20 protein-coding genes are annotated in these 17,314 nt (G+C 46.9%); 15 read left to right on the top strand and 5 right to left on the bottom strand.

What is annotated here, in order from left to right:
• Positions 1-55: 55 nt before the first annotated feature.
• From AC1MBV_RS07005 to AC1MBV_RS06985, 5 genes are all read left to right on the top strand, one after another.
• On the top strand, positions 56-391 hold the full coding sequence (locus AC1MBV_RS07005) for a winged helix-turn-helix transcriptional regulator (protein ID WP_255747369.1): 336 nt from the start codon (positions 56-58) through the stop codon (positions 389-391).
• 84 nt (positions 392-475) lie between these two features.
• Positions 476-1,087, top strand: coding sequence for a nitroreductase family protein (locus AC1MBV_RS07000; protein WP_255747367.1), 612 nt, complete (start codon positions 476-478; stop codon positions 1,085-1,087).
• 185 nt (positions 1,088-1,272) lie between these two features.
• Complete coding sequence (locus tag AC1MBV_RS06995) at positions 1,273-2,088, top strand: basic amino acid ABC transporter substrate-binding protein (protein ID WP_480947967.1); 816 nt, start codon at positions 1,273-1,275, stop codon at positions 2,086-2,088.
• A 79-nt stretch (positions 2,089-2,167) separates the two neighbouring features.
• Complete coding sequence (locus AC1MBV_RS06990) at positions 2,168-2,827, top strand: amino acid ABC transporter permease (protein WP_255747363.1); 660 nt, start codon at positions 2,168-2,170, stop codon at positions 2,825-2,827.
• The gene (locus tag AC1MBV_RS06985; protein WP_255747418.1) at positions 2,827-3,549 is read left to right on the top strand and encodes an amino acid ABC transporter ATP-binding protein; all 723 of its coding nucleotides are present in this window, start codon (positions 2,827-2,829) and stop codon (positions 3,547-3,549) included. Before AC1MBV_RS06990 ends, AC1MBV_RS06985 begins: the two co-directional genes overlap by 1 nt.
• A gap of 97 nt (positions 3,550-3,646) precedes the next feature.
• On the opposite strand, the gene AC1MBV_RS06980 is transcribed toward AC1MBV_RS06985, so the two are convergent.
• The 4 genes from AC1MBV_RS06980 to AC1MBV_RS06965 all read right to left on the bottom strand — a co-directional run bounded on the left by AC1MBV_RS06980 (position 3,647) and on the right by AC1MBV_RS06965 (position 7,039).
• A complete protein-coding gene (locus AC1MBV_RS06980; protein ID WP_480947966.1) occupies positions 3,647-4,393 on the bottom strand; it encodes an EcsC family protein in 747 nt (248 codons plus the stop codon).
• Between the two features lie 196 nt (positions 4,394-4,589).
• Complete coding sequence (locus AC1MBV_RS06975; protein ID WP_480947965.1) at positions 4,590-5,267, bottom strand: DUF1129 family protein; 678 nt, start codon at positions 5,265-5,267, stop codon at positions 4,590-4,592.
• The gene (locus tag AC1MBV_RS06970; protein ID WP_255747357.1) at positions 5,260-5,595 is read right to left on the bottom strand and encodes a PadR family transcriptional regulator; all 336 of its coding nucleotides are present in this window, start codon (positions 5,593-5,595) and stop codon (positions 5,260-5,262) included. Before AC1MBV_RS06970 ends, AC1MBV_RS06975 begins: the two co-directional genes overlap by 8 nt.
• 478 nt (positions 5,596-6,073) lie before the next feature.
• The gene (locus AC1MBV_RS06965) at positions 6,074-7,039 is read right to left on the bottom strand and encodes a nuclease-related domain-containing protein (RefSeq protein WP_480947964.1); all 966 of its coding nucleotides are present in this window, start codon (positions 7,037-7,039) and stop codon (positions 6,074-6,076) included.
• Between the two features lie 248 nt (positions 7,040-7,287).
• Here AC1MBV_RS06965 and AC1MBV_RS06960 point away from each other — a divergent pair, with 248 nt between their 5' ends.
• From AC1MBV_RS06960 to AC1MBV_RS06945, 4 genes are all read left to right on the top strand, one after another.
• Positions 7,288-7,752 (top strand): hypothetical protein, encoded by a 465-nt coding sequence (locus AC1MBV_RS06960; RefSeq protein ID WP_480947963.1) that lies wholly within the window; start codon positions 7,288-7,290, stop codon positions 7,750-7,752.
• A 130-nt stretch (positions 7,753-7,882) separates the two neighbouring features.
• Positions 7,883-8,329, top strand: a complete 447-nt coding sequence (locus tag AC1MBV_RS06955; RefSeq protein ID WP_480947962.1) for a hypothetical protein — start codon at positions 7,883-7,885, stop codon at positions 8,327-8,329.
• 102 nt (positions 8,330-8,431) lie between these two features.
• Entirely contained in the window at positions 8,432-9,442 is a 1,011-nt protein-coding gene (locus tag AC1MBV_RS06950; RefSeq protein WP_480947961.1) for a hypothetical protein, read from the top strand.
• 4 nt (positions 9,443-9,446) lie between these two features.
• Positions 9,447-9,800 (top strand): hypothetical protein, encoded by a 354-nt coding sequence (locus tag AC1MBV_RS06945; protein WP_480947960.1) that lies wholly within the window; start codon positions 9,447-9,449, stop codon positions 9,798-9,800.
• Positions 9,801-9,830: 30 nt separating this feature from the next.
• On the opposite strand, the gene AC1MBV_RS06940 is transcribed toward AC1MBV_RS06945, so the two are convergent.
• Positions 9,831-10,202: a ParB N-terminal domain-containing protein gene (locus AC1MBV_RS06940; protein WP_255747346.1), complete on the bottom strand. Its 372-nt coding sequence runs from the start codon at positions 10,200-10,202 to the stop codon at positions 9,831-9,833.
• A 177-nt stretch (positions 10,203-10,379) separates the two neighbouring features.
• On the opposite strand from AC1MBV_RS06940, the gene AC1MBV_RS06935 reads away from it, so the two are divergent.
• From AC1MBV_RS06935 to AC1MBV_RS06910, 6 genes are all read left to right on the top strand, one after another.
• Positions 10,380-10,871: a YbaK/EbsC family protein gene (locus AC1MBV_RS06935; RefSeq protein ID WP_480947959.1), complete on the top strand. Its 492-nt coding sequence runs from the start codon at positions 10,380-10,382 to the stop codon at positions 10,869-10,871.
• 182 nt (positions 10,872-11,053) lie between these two features.
• Positions 11,054-11,893, top strand: coding sequence for a DUF4097 family beta strand repeat-containing protein (locus tag AC1MBV_RS06930; protein ID WP_480947958.1), 840 nt, complete (start codon positions 11,054-11,056; stop codon positions 11,891-11,893).
• Positions 11,894-12,048: 155 nt separating this feature from the next.
• Positions 12,049-13,461 (top strand): DHA2 family efflux MFS transporter permease subunit, encoded by a 1,413-nt coding sequence (locus AC1MBV_RS06925; protein WP_255747340.1) that lies wholly within the window; start codon positions 12,049-12,051, stop codon positions 13,459-13,461.
• 1,451 nt (positions 13,462-14,912) lie between these two features.
• Entirely contained in the window at positions 14,913-16,121 is a 1,209-nt protein-coding gene (locus AC1MBV_RS06920) for an AGE family epimerase/isomerase (protein ID WP_480947957.1), read from the top strand.
• 183 nt (positions 16,122-16,304) lie between these two features.
• Positions 16,305-16,808: an Rrf2 family transcriptional regulator gene (locus AC1MBV_RS06915; RefSeq protein WP_255747337.1), complete on the top strand. Its 504-nt coding sequence runs from the start codon at positions 16,305-16,307 to the stop codon at positions 16,806-16,808.
• Positions 16,808-17,173 (top strand): hypothetical protein, encoded by a 366-nt coding sequence (locus AC1MBV_RS06910; protein ID WP_255747416.1) that lies wholly within the window; start codon positions 16,808-16,810, stop codon positions 17,171-17,173. The genes AC1MBV_RS06915 and AC1MBV_RS06910 overlap by 1 nt, the downstream gene beginning before the upstream one ends.
• The last annotated feature ends 141 nt before the right edge of the window (positions 17,174-17,314 follow it).

Genomic DNA, 17,314 nt, shown 5'->3' with positions numbered 1-17,314 from the left:
AAGTTAGTTGGTTATTTTTTGTATGTATAGTACAATATAGAGAGGGGTGAGCATTATGCAAAGAGCGGTTTCAGTCTGTCCCAAATTTGAGAAAGCTTTTCAGATTCTAGGAAAAAAATGGAATGGTTTGATTATAGAAGTGCTCCTATCTGGGGAAACTCATTTTAGTTCGATCTCTGCAGCAATTCCTGAATTAAGTGATCGGATGCTGTCCGCACGGCTTAGAGAGTTGGAAGAGATGGGCATTATTCAACGTATGGTCGACACGGGTTATCCGGTCCAGGTTACCTATCGTTTGACTGAGATGGGAATCGAATCGAAACCGATTTTGGAAGAAGTACACAATTGGGCGAACAAATGGTATGGAGAACATGCGACTGAAAAAAAGTAAGTGCAAATGGTTTACTTTTTTTTAATCATAAACTATACTTATGTAAGTAAAGAAAAATTAATTAGTTAAGGAGTGTTTTTACTCATGGCAAACACATTTATTAATGCAATCGAAAATCGCAGATCCATCTATGCCTTAGATAAGAACGTGAAAGCAAGCAAGGAAGAAATCATTAAGACGATTCAGGATGCAGTCAAATACTCACCTTCCGCATTCAACTCACAGACGGCGCATGCTGTTGTCTTGTTCGGAGCTGAGAGTGAAAAAATTTGGGGTGAAGGCGGTATTGCAGAAAAGGAACTGCGCAAAGTAATTCCTGAAGGTCAGCCATTCGACTCAACCGCACAAAAGCTCGCTTCATTTAACGCAGGTGTCGGAACCATACTGTTCTTCGAAGATCAGGATGTTGTTAAAAGTCTGCAGGAACAATTCGCACTGTATGCCGACAACTTCCCTGTATGGTCGGAACACAGCACAGGGATCACACAATTTGCAGTATGGACTGCACTGTCTGAAATCGGCGTCGGTGCATCACTGCAACACTACAATCCGCTGATCGACGAGGCGGTTCAATCAGAATTTAATCTTCCGAAGAACTGGAAGCTCCGTGCGCAAATGCCATTTGGCAATAGTGCAGCACCGGCTGGTGAAAAGGAATTCGCACCGATCGACGAACGCGTCAAAGTATTCGGCTGATTCACGATACTTAGCAAAGACCGAAGGGGATGACCCCTTCGGTCTTTTTGTCAGCTTTCCTCTCATGAAAATGCTTAAATTGTTCTAAAATTCAACTTTTATCTTGCTATCACTTTCAAAGAGAGAGTATAATTAAAAATAATTTAATTCGCAATTAATTAGAAAGATACAGGGGGAAGCTTTAAATGATAAAGAAATTATCTGTTTTATCACTTTTACTGGCATTCGTTTTAATATTCACGGCCTGTTCATCCGGCAGCGACAGCGGTTCATCATCTAAGAAAGCAGCAACGAAAAAAGTATTGCGCGTGGTTAACGATGCGACTTATCCGCCATTTGAAAGTTTGGACAAGGGTAAGATGGTCGGCTTTGATGTTGACATTATGAAGGCGCTCAGCAAAGCTTCCGGTTACAAATACAAACTGGTCAATGTCGGTTGGGACCCTGTGTTTGCCGAACTGAAATCAAAGACGGCTGATATGAGTATTTCAGCAATCTCAATCACTGCTGATCGTGCAAAGACCTATGATTTCTCTAAACCTTACTTCCTTTCAACAAACAAAATTCTTGTAGCTAAAAGCAGCACGATTAAATCAGCTGCCGACCTGAAGGGAAAAACCATTGCCGTTCAACAAGGCACAACCGGACAAGCTGCGGTTGAAAAAATTGTCGGCAAGAACAATCCAAAGGTTAAAAAGTTCAAGACGATCAACCTGGCAATCATGGAAATGCTGAACAAGGGTGCTGATGCGGTCGTTGCCGACAACACGGTAATTGAGCAATATGCACGCAACAACCCAAGCAAGAATTTGAAGGTCGTTGAAGACAAAGATGCATTCGAACCTGAATTCTACGGGATCATGTACCCGAAAGACAGCAAGCTGAAACCGGTCTTCGACAAGGCAATCAACAAGCTGTACAGCGACGGTACTTATGTAAAAATCTATAAAAAATGGTTTAAAGTTTCTCCGGACCTTGATACATTGAAAGCTCAGCAATAAGCTTTTAAACCAACGAGTTACAGATAGAGGTTGCTTAACGATCTTGTTAAGCAACTTTTTAAGTTAGGGGAGGATTCATTTGGGCGTTAACCCTTTGGACATCATCAGAGAATATTTGCCCTTTTTTGCAAGCGGAACATTATTTACGGTCGGTTTTTCACTTGCCGGCATCGTATTCGGGACACTGCTCGGTTTACTTGTCTGTTTCGGGAAAATGATCAATAATAAGGCGTTGTCATGGCCGTTTATCTGCTACATTACCTTCTTTCGAGGAACGCCGCTGTATGTACAAATTCTTATTATTCATTTTGGTGTCGTTCCGGCTGTTTTTGGTCAATCAAACGGCATTCTCGCCGGTGCTCTTGCACTCTCATTGAATGAGGCAGCATATATTGCCGAGGTTTTCCGTGCCGGTATTCAATCCATTGACGAAGGTCAGACCGAGGCGGCACGTTCACTTGGAATGAGCAAGCTCCAGGCCATGCGCTATATCGTATTGCCGCAGGCCGTTCGTCGCGTGCTTCCGCCGATGGGCAATGAATTCATCAGTCTGATTAAGGACAGCTCGCTGATCGCGGCAATCGCGGCACCTGAACTGACCTATTGGGCGCAGGCAATGGGCGCGCAGTATGCAATCGTCTGGACACCGTACTTGACGATTTCCTTCATCTATCTGATCCTGACCTTGACCATGAGCTTCTTAGTAAATCGCCTGGAAAGAAGGATGGCGACAAAATGATGATCAAAGTAGAAGATTTGAAAAAGTCGTTCGGCGACAATGAAGTATTGAAAAAAATTAATCTTGAAGTGGAGAAGCAGCAAGTGGTCGTTGTCATCGGTCCGTCCGGATCAGGCAAATCGACACTGCTCCGCTGCATTAATCTGCTTGAGTCAATCACCTCCGGGCATGTATACATTGAAGGCACGGATATTGCCGACAAAAAAGCGAACATCAACCAAATTCGACAGGATGTCGGCATGGTGTTTCAGCAGTTTAATTTGTTCCCGCATATGACTGTGCTTGACAATATTATGATCGCACCGCTTAAGGTGAAAAAGGTGAGCAGGGAACAGGCGAAGACAAAAGCAATGGAACTGCTCGGCAAGGTCGGGCTCGCAGAAAAAGCGAATGCCTACCCCGATTCATTATCCGGTGGTCAGAAACAGCGTATCGCGATTGCCCGCGCACTTGCGATGGAACCGAAAATGATGCTGTTCGACGAACCGACCTCGGCGCTCGATCCTGAAATGGTCGGCGAAGTGCTCGATGTCATGAAGCAGCTCGCCAAGGATGGGATGACGATGGTTGTCGTTACTCATGAAATGGGCTTCGCACGTGAAGTCGGCGACCGCGTCATTTTCATGGACGGCGGTTATATAGTAGAAGAAAATGAACCAAACCAACTGTTCGAACACCCACAAGAGGAGCGAACGCAAGCATTTCTAAGCAAAGTTTTATAAAAAACAGGAGAGCAGCAATCATTTTGCTGCTCTCCTGTTTTTTTGTAATGAGGCCGATTCATGGTGTCGCACCGATACGCTCACCAATGAAAAGGCCTTAGTCTTTCGGCGATGATGATTCAATCCATTTAGGCTGGGCGGTAAGGAGGCGCAGCCGATAAGAATTCTTTGCTGTTTCACCAAGCCGGTCGAGCAGATTATAGTTGACCACTGCACCGACTGCGGCACCGATTCCGGGCATCAGCTGTAGCATTTTTGCAAAATCGAGATAGTCCCGATATTCCTGCTGGAACTCTTGCCAGTCCATCTCCATAAATTCCTGCTTGCGCGTCCCCCAATTCTCAATGATTTCGAGCGTCTCATTCCGCACGTCATCACTCGAAAAAGCGAGCTTGAACACTTGCAAAATGAAGATCCGCTCCTCATATTCCTTCGTATCAAAACCATAAACCGATGCCGCATCAAAAAGAAATTTCATTTTGATGGACAACAGGAGCGGAAAATCGGCCAGGCCAAGCAGGATTCCGCCTGCACCGGTACCCGCACCTTCTACAACAGCGGTTTTACGGTAATTGGACAATTTTTCAGTCACGATTCGATCTTTTTCTTCCAGTGACAAACCGGCAGCTTGATTCTTTTTGGTGATCCAATGCGAACCGGTCAGTGTCGATTGAACCATACCTTTTATTGCCGCCGTGATCGCATGTTGCACTTTTTCAGGTATATACCCGTTCATTTTTGCCTGAACTTTTTTAGACATACGATTGAGCAAACTCGAGGGCTTGAGCATCTTGCGCTTCCAAGCCATGATTTCATCATAAGCGCGCAATTCATAATCGTTCATTGGATCCCTCCTCAGGTCATTTACGTGTGATGCAGATCCGGCGTTTCACTTGTGCTTCAGGCGAGCGCGCCGAAAAGCATGGGCGGCAAGGCGGCGAACAGTCCGGGTCGGGTTCGTTGGCGATCGGAAGAACAGGGGGAAACGATTCCTTTTTTACCAAGCCGCAATTGTTCATTTGTACACTAGGGTTCCCTACCTAAAAAAGGTTAAACTTTTTCTTTGTCCAAAAACTGATCAGCCACAGGATGGCACCGCTCACAAGCGACGGAAGCCAGCCGAATGAGAAGGACGGGCCGAAGTTGGGAATCAGATACAGCAGCGCAGTACCTAGACCAAAACTGATGATACCAACCAGCCCGGCTTTCAATACATCTTTCCAATTGCTTACTTTTTTGAAGAGGGCGTTCTCGACAAGATGCAAAATGAACCAGATAAGAAATGCGATCGCCAAGAGCCAGTAAACCGTAATCAGCGTAGATTTGACGATAAAGACGGTCGCGTCCACAGGCTTGAAGAAGCCGCCGATAAATAAAGCGGCGCCTCGGACAAGTAAAAATATAGAGATGAGGTTGATTAACAGATAGCTGAGAAACGGAAGCCTGGTGCGCAAGTGCGCTTTGGGCAGCTCGCTGATCAGCTCATCTGCATATCCCTTTGGATCATCACCGAAGATGTCGGCCGCCGTTTTTCCATCCTGCTGTCCATCAATCAAGTGATTGAGCAGTTCCATCAGTACCTCTTCGCTTTCCTGATCCGATGATTTTGCCTTTAATCGAATGTAGACGAGCATATCATCATAGTATTTTTCATTTTCCTTAGTCAGCAACTTGCGCCTTTCATTATTTTCCGAGATTAGTTGTTTTGAGCTAATCATTTGTGTGCCTCCTTTGCATTAATGTCGTGACCGGACCGGCGATATTTGCCCATTCCAGCGCCAGTTCCTTCAGCGCTGCAAGTCCATCGTCCGTCAGCGAGTAATACTTGCGGTCCGGCCCCGATTCCGACGGCCGCATCTCCCCGCGAATATAACCATTTTTCTGCAACCTCAGCAGCACCGGATAGATCGTCCCTTCACTGACATCACTCAATCCGGCCAGCTGCAGCTTCTTTGATAATTCATAACCATATACGGATTCCTTTTCGATGATCGACAGCACACAGCCATCAAGCACACCTTTCAAAAGCTGGGTCCGAACAGACATAGCTGCTCCTTTCTTAAAACGGTATGTTGCAAAACAAGATACCAGTGTGAAAAATCAGCTACTTTGCAATGCCAAGTAGCTGATATCAGTATAAAATGCTAGGGAATGGATGTCAACAAATCACATCCAAAAAGCAATGCACCAAATCAATTGGCCAATGCATGAAATTAGTGATCCAATGCACGAAAAGTAGTACTCAATGCATGAACGCCAGCCTGATCTGAGTCAATGCACCAAATCAATTGGCCAATGCATGAAACCAGTGATCCAATGCACGAAAACCTTGGTTCAATGCACGAAAAGTAGTGCCCAATGCATGAACGCCAGCCTGATCCGAGTCAATGCACCAAATCAATTGGCCAATGCACGAAACCAGTGATCCAATGCACGAAAGATCAAAAGGAGTGTACAAGCCGAGGCTTGTACACATCTATATAAAGACAAAAGAAGAAACCAGCCGTCAAAGAAGGCTGGTTTTTCAATGTTGATCAGGTTCGTGATAAATTGTATGTCGCTGTGTGCCTGTATAGCGAAGGTTCATGTTCTTTAGCAGGTTCGTTGCCTGCGCTCGAGAATCTAGGTGCGCCCAGTGTCGGAACTCACGGTTCGTTATAGTTGGTGACATCAGCAAGAAGTAGTCGTCAAGCAGGGTGTGGTGCGCGGTTTTTGAATCTCGGCCGCAACGTGAACAATGCCAGCTGCCATGGGCTCGAATCATGGGGATGGCGTGGCAGTTTGGACATTGAACGCCGGTGAGTAGGTCTTTGTCATCAATATGATAGAGCTCACGCACATTCTGGATAAGTGGTGTATGGGCTTGGATAAGTTGATCGTTGAGCCGATCGCGTTCTTGATCGGTTAGGCGTATGTTAACCGGAGCACGCGTGAGTGCCTGAATGCGATCGGGAACTTGGTGCATGTGGCAGACTTTTCGAGGAACGATTGTATTGCCGGAAGCTGTTTTGAGTATGGTTTCAGGATTGCTGAACGTGACGAAGTCTTCAATCGGAGCTTGCGGAAATCTGTGGGCCGCGCACCAACGACTCAGACAATCATTTTGCCTTTTTACTTGCACAATCGGACAACGAAATCCTTCCGACTTACCATTGAGTGTTCGGATCATTTGTTTGAACACCGGGTCGAAATAGACCTCTCCTTTTAGTGCCTTAATTTCAATTATTAATAGGAAGGAATAGGTTAGAATGAGCGTGTCCATTTGGAAAAAGGAATGGTTCATCGGCAGGCGCAGGCCATGATAGATGGAGAAATCATCCGGCAGATCGGCAAGGTAATAATCAATCGCTTCCTCACCTTTATATCCGTTCGAGCGATTTTTCTCATCCTGGCAAATCAGCGCGAATTGCGGATGATTTGGAGGGAGGCGGCGTTTCAACGCGCTTAGTTGACGGAGAATATGGGGCATCGTTCTCTGTTTTTTGATCAATCAATCATCTCCTTAACTTCAAAGATCTTTTAAAAAGAGAATAACAAATTTCCCGAAAAAAAACGAAACGACAAAACAGTAAAAATGAAGCCAAAACACTGCATAATAATAGAAATCGAATCAACAAGCCGTATTAGAAAACGTTTACACAAACAAAATAATTAAAATTGAAATTGGGCTTGATCGCGCCCAGCCCAATACAATCGCCCGACATATAGTAATACATAATGAGAGGGGCGGGTGACTGTATGACAAACGAATTCGAGGATGGTTATTTTTACGATCCTTATGGCTATTATAATGGGAATCAATTTAATGAAAATGCGTACGATCCTTATCGTGAACAGATGCCGACACTGCTGCCGACGGCAACAATTGAAAATGAAATTAAGCTGGGAAGGACCGGACATTATTACCGTACCAGGCTGGCAAGCTTCGGTGAACTAGTGACGATCCAGCTGCTTGGTATAAACCCAACAACCGGCATGGTCAGTATGAACGTCTACATGCCGCAAACCGGGCAATGGATGTTTCATCAAGAGCATAAATCGGATATGTTCGGGCTGACTTATCTTGGTCCGACCCCTCCGCCACTCGGCGGCCAAGGAGGAACGCAAGGTGGTGGACCGGGCGGCACGCAAGGAGGCGGCCAAGGTACCGGTACGCCGCGTCCGCCGTGGTGTCAGCAATATTCTTGGTTTCCCGGCTGCTGATGAAAAAAGATGGCACCCGCATCATGCAGAGCCGTCTTTTTCTTCATAGCTTCAAACTGGGCCACAGCCCAACCCAATGAAAATGCCCGGCATATAGTATTACAAACAAGATAGGCAGGTGTTTATAAAAATGTATGACGATCCAAACGGATCTGGGTATCCGTATGGCTATGAATCATATGAATATGAGCCTTACAGGTATGTGACCGAATATGATGATGATGATTACGATGAACGCGAACAACCGCAGCCGTTTCTTGTTCCGACAAACGCGATTCAGCAAGAACTTAATCGCGGCAGACGCGGCCATTTCTATCAAACGCGGCTCGCCAGCTATAATCAGATGATGCTGATCCAACTGCTCGGCGTCAACCAGAATACAGGCATGGTCAGCATGAATGTCTATTTGCCGCAGCAGCGGCGCTGGGTACAGCACCAGGAACATTTTACAGATATGTCCGGACTTACTTATCTCGGGCCGTATCCGCCGCGCGGGGTACCGTTCCCGCAACAGCCGCCGCGTCCGCCGAGACCGTGGTGGTGCCCGCAATTTCCATGGCATCCGGCATGCCGTTAAAAAATTCTCTCATGCAAAAAGAGATGGCTCCGAATATCCGGTGCCATCTTTTTTCTATACTCTGCTACAATATGAGAAACGAGTAATCAGGGAGGCTTCACGATGTCGTTAGTCCTTGTCTTTTTGTGCTTATTTTATTTCTGGGCGCTGCTGAGCGGGATTCATGTCAACTCGGAAGAACAGCAACGTGCCAAATGGATTCACTGGAATCAAGATCATTGGAAAAAGCGTCGCCGCCTATACATAGAGAATGCGATCGTATTCGTGGTTTGGCTCGGCGCGATCGGCCTCACATTCAACCTTGGCCATGTCTGGATCAGCTTGAGCGCACTGATCTTCTTCGCGATCGTTGCCTTAATCAATTTTACATTCAGAGCATGGGCCGCCAATCCGAGTATTACGTGGGAGGACTACAATGCTCGAACCCAGTCGCCGCTCCGGATCGTAAGATCGGTTGCCGGAGTCTGTTCGCTGCTCTCCTTCATCATGATTTTTTACCATGCGCTAATTGATGCGACCATGATCGATCAGCTGCTGGCCCACCGGGATGAGCTTAGCGATCTCCCTCTTAACCAATACATCATCATGTGGGTATTAATTTGTCTCGCCTTTCCTTCGTTGGTCTCAGCCATTGTCATGAAAGGTCACCGTTATTTAGGAAAGAAGGTAGAAGTGAAGGCCGTCAATCAACTCGTCGACCATTACGATAAAAAAATTGAAATTCCAACGAGCGATTATTTGCTTCCACTGATGGAACGGACTGAGGCCAGCCTTCATGTGCCGAAGTCGGAGAGTATCCTAAAAAAAGGAAAAATTTTTCAGATTATCAAATTGATCATCGTCGCTATCATGCTGATCTGCGGATTGTTTGGCGGACTCCTACTGTCTGTTGATCTGGGCAGTTTCTTTACGCTGCTGAACGTGGCACTGACATGTGTTTTGTTTCTATGGGTTGTGGAAAAATGGACGCATCGCTTTGCGGACCGGAATCGCCAGGACCTGTGGCGCCGCCTGATTGAGCAACTCGATTCGGGAAAAGCGGATGAAGTACCGCTTTCGGGAAAATATTGGCAATATACGTTTGCGGAGTGGGTCCGCGAATTGAAGAGGTGAGCGGATGTTTTTCTATATAGCACTCTCAATAGTCAGTATCGTCATCGTATGCATGTTGATTGGATTTATTAAGTTTAGAAGAGGCAAATTTGACAGCCATTTTGTTCCATTTATTCTGAACGAAAAAGCAATTAAAGCGTTGAAAGCGAACAAGGGAGTCAGCGTCAAAACGCTTGAACAAATCAGCAATCTAGTGATTGCACAGGTGACGTTCGAAGGTATGCTGATGGCTTGGTATCTCAGTACTTTAGATAGCGACATGGGACATGGACTTGTAGTTGCCATCGCCGGAGTCCGGCTTGGTTTCGGCTATTGGATCACGCATATGCTTAAAAAAGAAACATCAGCTGCCAAGTAAAAAAGCGAGCGCCGCGGCGCTCGCTTCATGTCAGACTTCCTTGTATACTTCGACTTCCTTGATTTCCGGGATCAGGCTGTATGCCGTCAGTCGATGCTGACCGTCATACAAGCATAAATCCTTATTGACCATCATTGGCGGCAGCTTTCCGCCTTCATGTATATAATCAACCATCTGCTTGACGTTATCGGTATGATAATCATCGTAATTTTCCGGGTCGTTTGCCCATTCTTTATAGGTCACCAGATTTTTTCCATTGCTGCTGAACGAGCAAGGCACGTCATACAACTTTTCCTTCTCGATTGTGATCAGCTTGAATTGATGGTCATCAGTGCCGAACGCGTCATGCTGAAGATCGCTGTAGCGTCCGCAAATTTCTTTTCCCGTTAATAATTCTGCCATGCGCAACCCCTTCTTTATGATTTTCCCAAAGTATCCGTGCAAGTGCGCGAATGATAATAGTTTAAATTTATAATAGATCCGTAGATTTTGCAAAGTATATATTAACCAGTACGGATTGACAGGACACTATTTTTTGCTAAACTTGACGATAATGCAAGAGGAACGGGAGGCGTTAGGATGTCTGTGGAAAAAGTGAAGGCCTATTTTCGGTCGGTCGGCCGTGAAAAGGATGTCATTGAACTGAAACTCTCAAGCGCGACGGTGCAGCTGGCGGCGGAGCATTTGCATGTGGAACCGGAACGGATCGCGAAAACGCTCGCCTTTCGCGGCGAAAATAAGGAAGGTGCGATGCTGGTCGTCATGGCTGGCGATGCCAAGATCGACAATAAAAAATTCCGCCATGAATTCGGCTTCAAAGCGCATATGCTTTCGCCCGAAGAAACGCTGGAACTCGTTGGTCACGCGGTCGGCGGCGTTTGTCCATTTGGTCTGACACACGATTGGCCGGTGTTTATGGACGAATCGTTGAAACGCTTCGAAACCGTGTTCCCGGCATGCGGCAGCAGCAATTCCGCCATTGAGCTCACCATTGATGACCTGTACAGCCTAGGCAACGGCAAATCATGGGTCAATGCCTGCAAAGGCTGGCAGGATGAACCGGGAGCCTGAATAGATAGCACTTAAGACGTATACATTTATAGAACGCCGGACGGTTACTTGATCGCCGGCGTTTTTTTATACTAAGTAAAGCATCACCGCTGACGATGGATGTTCCACGAAACGTTGCCTCAGATACTTGGCGGAGCCAAGTTTTTTACATGACATTACTTTAAGGAAGGTAGGCGATTTGTATGAAACGGTTTGCGATTGTGCTGGCTATTGTTGTGGTTGTGTATTTGATCTTTTTCAATCCGATTCATTTACCTGGGTTGCCCTTTGGCAAGCAGCAAAGCTCGGCAACTTTAACAAAGCAGGTGAATCAGATTCAAGTTAAAACGGGAAGTATTCGAGCGGAAGTTGTGCTCGGTGAAGGGAATAAAGTGCGCGCCAAGTTGAGCGGCAAAGGGAGTGTCTCGGTTCAACGGTCGGGTGACTCGATTCAGGTGAAAACGCACAGGCAGTTCTCCTTTTTTTCCTGGTGGGACCGCTCTAAGGTAACGATTACGATTCCGCGCAGCTATGCTCGGGCGCTCAGCTTGGATATTGGCTCGGGAACGATAAACTTTGATGATGAGGCGACTTATCGAAAGCTTGCGGTGAATGTTTCATCGGGATCCGCAAACGTGAAGGGTATTTCTGCCGACTCTGCCCAATTGGTTGTACATTCGGGCAATCTGGAGATGGATCAATTACATGTGCGGTCGGCAACGCTTGATCTTCGTTCGGGCAATTTAAAGGTTACCCATTTCTCCGGAGCGTTCAATGCGCAGGTGCATTCCGGTAATTTGAAGATGGGAATCACCGAATTGAGCGGACCGGTCAAGGCTTCGGTCAACTCGGGCCTGGCAAATTTTGATCTGCCGAATGATGCAGATTTCCGCCTCAACGGAAAGACGAACAGTGGAATGCTTCGCTGCATCCTGCCGCTCAAAGAGAAGCAATCCGGCGACAAAACGATCAGCGGTGTCCATGGATCAGGAACCTACACGTTTGATGCAACGGTAAACAGCGGTGTATTGCGTATTTATTAAGAGCATTGTAAATTTTGCTCAGGTGGATTAGGTTCCCTTCATAATGCTTACACGAATAAAATTTTCATGATATGATGAATAGGTTGCCCGGTGCTGATGATCGGTGAATTCTAATCAGCATTGTCAATCATGAACATTTAGAAAGAAGTGTTGGAATGAGTATTATGGAAGAAAATAGGATTCAGGTCCACCGGAATCTCAATGTGGTACCAATTGTTCTTGTCTTGGTTTTTGGTGGGTTTATAACGATTCTGAATCAGACACTGCTTGTTACGGCGCTGCCGAGCATTATGCATGATTTGAACTTGACGTCGGTCATGGTGCAGTGGATTCAGACGGTGTTTCTGCTTGTCAACGGGATTATGATTCCAATTACGGCCTTCCTCGAGGGAAGGTTCACCACGCGCGCTCTGTTTTTATCGGCGATGGGATCATTTACGGTTGGCACGCTCGTATGTCTTGTCTCGAACAATTTCTTTTTTCTGATTATCGGTCGTATCATCCAGGCGATGGGTGCCGGGATCATGATGCCGCTCATGATGACGATTATGTTTATCATTTTTCCGATTGAGAAGCGGGGATCGGTCATGGGCATCTTCGGTCTGGTGATCGGGTTCGCTCCGGCGATCGGTCCGACCTTGTCCGGCTGGCTGATTAATCATTATTCATGGCGGATCTTGTTCTATGTTGTGCTTCCGGTTGCGCTACTTGATTTTATTCTCGCTTTTTTCATTTTGAAAAATGTGACCAAGCGGACGTATCCGAAGCTGGATATTCTGTCGATTGCTCTCTCAACGCTTGGCTTCGGCGGCTTGCTGTACGGATCAAGTATTGCCGGAAGTCATGGCTGGGGGGATCCGGAGGTACTGCTGACACTCGCACTGGGTGCCGTAGCACTCACGGTGTTCATTCTCAGGCAGCTTCGACTTGAACAGCCGATTCTGGAATTCAAGGTGTTCCGCTACCCGATTTTTACACTGACAACGGTGATCGGCATGCTCTGCTTTACGGCGTTTATTGCCGGTGCGACGATGTTGCCGATTTACATGCAGACGATGCTCGGCTTCTCGCCGCTCAAGTCCGGATTGATGCTGCTCCCGGGAGCAATTGTGATGGGCGTCATGTCCCCGATCACCGGACGAATTTTTGATAAGGTCGGCGCACGTGGCCTTGCAATCACCGGTCTCATCATTGTTTTGGTGACGACCTTGCTGCTGTGCCGCTTGGACGTATCAACATCGTTTGCTTATCTGGCTCTTGTGAATGCGGGGCGCATGTTCGGCCTGTCGATGGTCTTAATGCCGACAACGACAGCCGGCTTAAACCAACTGCCGAATAACATGATTCCGCACGGCACCGCCATGAACAATACCATGCGCCAGGTTGCCGGATCAATCGGAACGGCGCTGCTGTTCACCGTCATGGCCTCAACCGCGCTCAACCCGCAGAAATATGGCGTTGACGGGCTGATCCGTGGCGTCAATGCCGCGTTCTTCGTTGCTTCATTGATTATTTTAGCGGCCTTGATTCTCGCATTCTTTGTGAAAAAACCAAGCCGCCGCTCATGAACATAAATCCTCCCCGTACCGCTTATGCGGTGTGGGGAGGATTTTTTGTTGCTAAAAATTTCTCGATTGGATACGAATTTCATGATTGTGTTAGTCGGTTGAACTTTTTCGTCAGGTCTGGGTTCGTGCATGAGGACCTAATTTTCGTGCATAGAACCGATAGTTTCGTGCATTGGATTACGATTTTTGAGCATGAGCCTGGTCTGAGAGTAAGTTCATGCGTTCCGCTCACATTTTTGTGCATTGGGCTGGGATTATCGTGCATAGAACCGATAGTTTCGTGCATTGGATTACGATTTTTGAGCATGAGCCTGATTGCGTTCCGCTCACATTTTTGTGCATTGGGCTGGGATTATCGTGCATAGAATTTGGATTATCGTGCATTGGATTACGATTTTTGAGCATGAGCCTGGTCTGAGAGTGAGTTCATGCATTCCGCTCTTTTTTTCGTGCATTGGACTGGGATTATCGTGCATAGAATTTGGATTATCGTGCATTGGATTACGATTTTTGAGCATGAGCCTGGTCTGAGAGTGAGTTCATGCATTCCGCTCTTTTTTTCGTGCATTGGACTGGGATTATCGTGCATAGAACCGATACTTTCGTGCATTGGATTACGATTTTTGAGCATGAGCCTGATCTGAGAGTGAGTTCATGCATTCCGCTCACTTTTTCGTGCATTGGACTGGGATTATCGTGCATAGAACCAATAGTTTCGTGCATTGGATTACGATTTTTGAGCATGAGCCTGGTCTGAGAGTGAGTTCATGCATTCCGCTCTTTTTTTCGTGCATTGAACTAGGATTATCGTGCATAGAACTGATAGTCTCGTGCATTGGATTACGATTTTTGAGCATGAGCCTGATCTGAGAGTGAGTTCATGCGTTCCGCTCACATTTTCGTGCATTGAACTAGGATTATCGTGCATAGAACCGATGATAGTTTCGTGCATTGGATTACGATTTTTGAGCATGAGCCTGATCTGAGAGTGAGTTCATGCATTCCGCTCTTTTTTTCGTGCATTGAACTAGGATTATTGTGCATAGAACCGATAGTTTCGTGCATTGGATTACGATTTTTGAGCATGAGCTTGGTCTGAGAGTAAGTTCATGCGTTCCGTTCTTTTTTTCGTGCATAGAACTAGGATTATCGTGCATAGAACCGATAGTTTCGTGCATTGGCCCACTGTTTTTGAGCATGAGCCTGGTCTGAGAGTGAGTTCATGCGTTCCGCTCACTTTTTTGTGCATAGAATTTGGATTATCGTGCATAGAACCGATAGTTTCGTGCATTGGATTACGATTTTTGAGCATGAGCCTAGTCTGAGAGTGAGTCCATGCGTTCTGCTCACTTTTTTCATTGTATTCGATCGCTCGAATTCCACACTGTTTTCATAGCAAGCCGTCACGCTGCATACATCTAGTATGACTACCTGCAGAGAGAGGGTGCGCAATGCTTGATGAGAAGATCGATGGCGGCCGGGCATTTTTTGATCAGGATTGGCTGCGTAAGCAAATTTTCGAGACGATTGATTTTTATGATCCGCAGTGTATCGATCGCGTGAATGGCGGCTATTATCATTGTTACCTTGATGACGGCACGATCTGTGATTATGAAACCAAATCGCTCGTCGGTACCGCGCGATTCATCTACATATTCAGCATCGGTTTCCTGCTCGGCGGTCCGCAGCGCTGGAAAGTCATGGCGGAGCACGGTCTGCGTTTTCTCGAAGAGGTGATGCACGACCATGACTACGGCGGCTATTTTTGGCAGGCGGAAAAGCGAAAGGTGACCGACAACGGAAAATACATGTACGGTCAAGCCTTCGTACTGCTCGCGCTGGCAACAGCCGGCAAGGCGGGAATCGGCAGCACACGTCCGCTGCTCAATGCCCAGGTGCAAATTTTGGAAAAACATCTTTGGGACGATGAGCATCAGCTCTATCTCGACGCAAAAAATCGTGATTGGAGCGTGACGGATCCTTATTGCGGGCAAAACGCGAACATGCACACCTGTGAAGCGATGATTGCTGCCTTTGAGGTTACCGGCGAACAGGCTTATTTGCACCGCGCGATGACACTCGCACATTCTGTGACCATCACCTTGGCCGACCAAACGGGGGGATTGGTCTGGGAGCAGTACAACCGCGATTGGCAGCCGGACTGGAGGCAGCATGCCGAATATAAGAATAACGAGTTTCGGATGTACGGATTCGTTCTCGGTCACTCAATTGAATGGAGCAAGCTCTTGATGAAGCTGCATGACTATGTGCCGGAGCAGTGGCTTGTTGATCGTGCCGTTTTTCTCTATCGAACCGCTTGGAAAGCAGGGACGGATCACGTGTATGGCGGACTCTATTTTTCAATGGCACCGGATGGACGGATTCTTGATCCCTATAAATACTACTGGGTAATGGCCGAAGCGCTCGGTGCCTCTGCATGGCTTGCCGCCGCAGCGCCGGACGCCGATTTTTATTTAAATAATTATCGCCAGCTTTTCGGCTATTGCTGGGCACACTTCATTGATCATCGCTACGGAGCGTGGTATCCGAAGCTCGGCCGCGCGAATCTCCGCATCGGTTATGAAAAAAGTCCACTCACAAAAACAGACTATCATCCGATCACCAATTATTATGAAGCGATGCGTGTGTTCAAAAAATAGTACAAATCTCGAAACGCCATGTTTTCCGCAAAATATGGCAATGCACAAACCTTGATATGACTGGAAAAAACTATGAATCACGGTGTAAAATGCTGGCAAAAACACTTTTTACGTAGGAATCAATTGATTTTCGAAACTGTATCTATTATAATTACACTAATCTCCGAAAAGGGGAATCATAGAATGAACAGTCAGTTTACTATTGCGGTTCATTGCCTGATTGTGCTCGCCGGGACGCCGGATCTCGTCTGGAACAGCGAGTCGCTGTCGCAAAAGGTGCATACGCATCCGGCACGAATTCGCAAGATTATGAGTATTCTACGTAAGAATGGTCTCGTCGAAACGAAGGAAGGTCTCGGCGGCGGCTATCGGATCGGCTGTGATCCCAGCGAGTGCACATTGGCACGGATCTATCAATCTATTTCTTGCACCCCTTTAAAGCTCAGCTGGTGTTCCGCCGGTTGTGAGCAGGACCCTGAATTCGACCGAATTCGCTCTGTAATGGACTTTGCGTTTACGGGCGCAGAACGCGGTCTCGAAGAATATCTTGAACATTGGTCGATCGCTTCGCTGATCAAGCGAACGGGATCATCGACCGAGCAGCTTCCGGAGCATGACGTGCCGATTGCTGCACGAATCAAAGGAAAAATGAAGGAACATATAAAAAAGATCGGTGGTGAAGGTTGATGCAACATGAATCCAAATGGAAAAAAGGCGATTGGGTAAAAGGCAGAACGGTAAATGGCGAGCTCATGCATGGTTTTGTCGTTGACTACAACCATGAGGAAGGGACCGTCAAGATCCACGTTGTTGCCTGCGACCGCGAAACGACGGTCGGTCGAGTGATCGAAACACTCGGCTACCTGATCAAGCCGTTCCCGGTTACGCCGTTGAACGGCCAGGAACTGCGCAGCATGACCGATCTTGCATTGATTACATCCGACCGTGACTGGTTTATGGATCTGTCCGCGCAATTATCCGAGCGCGACGACAGTACGACCAGTGACAATCTGGCGCAAACCAGCCCATGGTACTGGTCGGCCCAGCATTAACTAATGAAGAGAAAAAGGTGCCCGCGGGCACCTTTTCTTTTTGCAGTGAACCTGGTAAAACGTATTATCAAGCGATCCTGGGGATAATAAAAGCTAACTCCGGAAGTTAAAGCGAACATGAGAAAAGTGAAAGCCAATCAC

The sequence above is a fragment of the Sporolactobacillus sp. PKPK-6 genome (genome assembly GCF_056678885.1).
The sequence above is the reverse complement of the archived record's forward strand: the minus strand, read 5'-3'. Positions and strand labels throughout refer to the sequence as shown.

Coding starts and splice junctions, on each gene's coding strand:
- AC1MBV_RS07005 (WP_255747369.1), top strand. CDS start 56: ATGCAAAGAGCGGTTTCAGTCTGTCCCAAATTTGAGAAAGCTTTTCAG.
- AC1MBV_RS07000 (WP_255747367.1), top strand. CDS start 476: ATGGCAAACACATTTATTAATGCAATCGAAAATCGCAGATCCATCTAT.
- AC1MBV_RS06995 (WP_480947967.1), top strand. CDS start 1,273: ATGATAAAGAAATTATCTGTTTTATCACTTTTACTGGCATTCGTTTTA.
- AC1MBV_RS06985 (WP_255747418.1), top strand. CDS start 2,827: ATGATCAAAGTAGAAGATTTGAAAAAGTCGTTCGGCGACAATGAAGTA.
- AC1MBV_RS06980 (WP_480947966.1), bottom strand. CDS start 4,393: ATGAACGATTATGAATTGCGCGCTTATGATGAAATCATGGCTTGGAAG.
- AC1MBV_RS06975 (WP_480947965.1), bottom strand. CDS start 5,267: ATGATTAGCTCAAAACAACTAATCTCGGAAAATAATGAAAGGCGCAAG.
- AC1MBV_RS06970 (WP_255747357.1), bottom strand. CDS start 5,595: ATGTCTGTTCGGACCCAGCTTTTGAAAGGTGTGCTTGATGGCTGTGTG.
- AC1MBV_RS06960 (WP_480947963.1), top strand. CDS start 7,288: ATGACAAACGAATTCGAGGATGGTTATTTTTACGATCCTTATGGCTAT.
- AC1MBV_RS06955 (WP_480947962.1), top strand. CDS start 7,883: ATGTATGACGATCCAAACGGATCTGGGTATCCGTATGGCTATGAATCA.
- AC1MBV_RS06950 (WP_480947961.1), top strand. CDS start 8,432: ATGTCGTTAGTCCTTGTCTTTTTGTGCTTATTTTATTTCTGGGCGCTG.
- AC1MBV_RS06945 (WP_480947960.1), top strand. CDS start 9,447: ATGTTTTTCTATATAGCACTCTCAATAGTCAGTATCGTCATCGTATGC.
- AC1MBV_RS06940 (WP_255747346.1), bottom strand. CDS start 10,202: ATGGCAGAATTATTAACGGGAAAAGAAATTTGCGGACGCTACAGCGAT.
- AC1MBV_RS06935 (WP_480947959.1), top strand. CDS start 10,380: ATGTCTGTGGAAAAAGTGAAGGCCTATTTTCGGTCGGTCGGCCGTGAA.
- AC1MBV_RS06930 (WP_480947958.1), top strand. CDS start 11,054: ATGAAACGGTTTGCGATTGTGCTGGCTATTGTTGTGGTTGTGTATTTG.
- AC1MBV_RS06925 (WP_255747340.1), top strand. CDS start 12,049: ATGAGTATTATGGAAGAAAATAGGATTCAGGTCCACCGGAATCTCAAT.
- AC1MBV_RS06920 (WP_480947957.1), top strand. CDS start 14,913: ATGCTTGATGAGAAGATCGATGGCGGCCGGGCATTTTTTGATCAGGAT.
- AC1MBV_RS06915 (WP_255747337.1), top strand. CDS start 16,305: ATGAACAGTCAGTTTACTATTGCGGTTCATTGCCTGATTGTGCTCGCC.
- AC1MBV_RS06910 (WP_255747416.1), top strand. CDS start 16,808: ATGCAACATGAATCCAAATGGAAAAAAGGCGATTGGGTAAAAGGCAGA.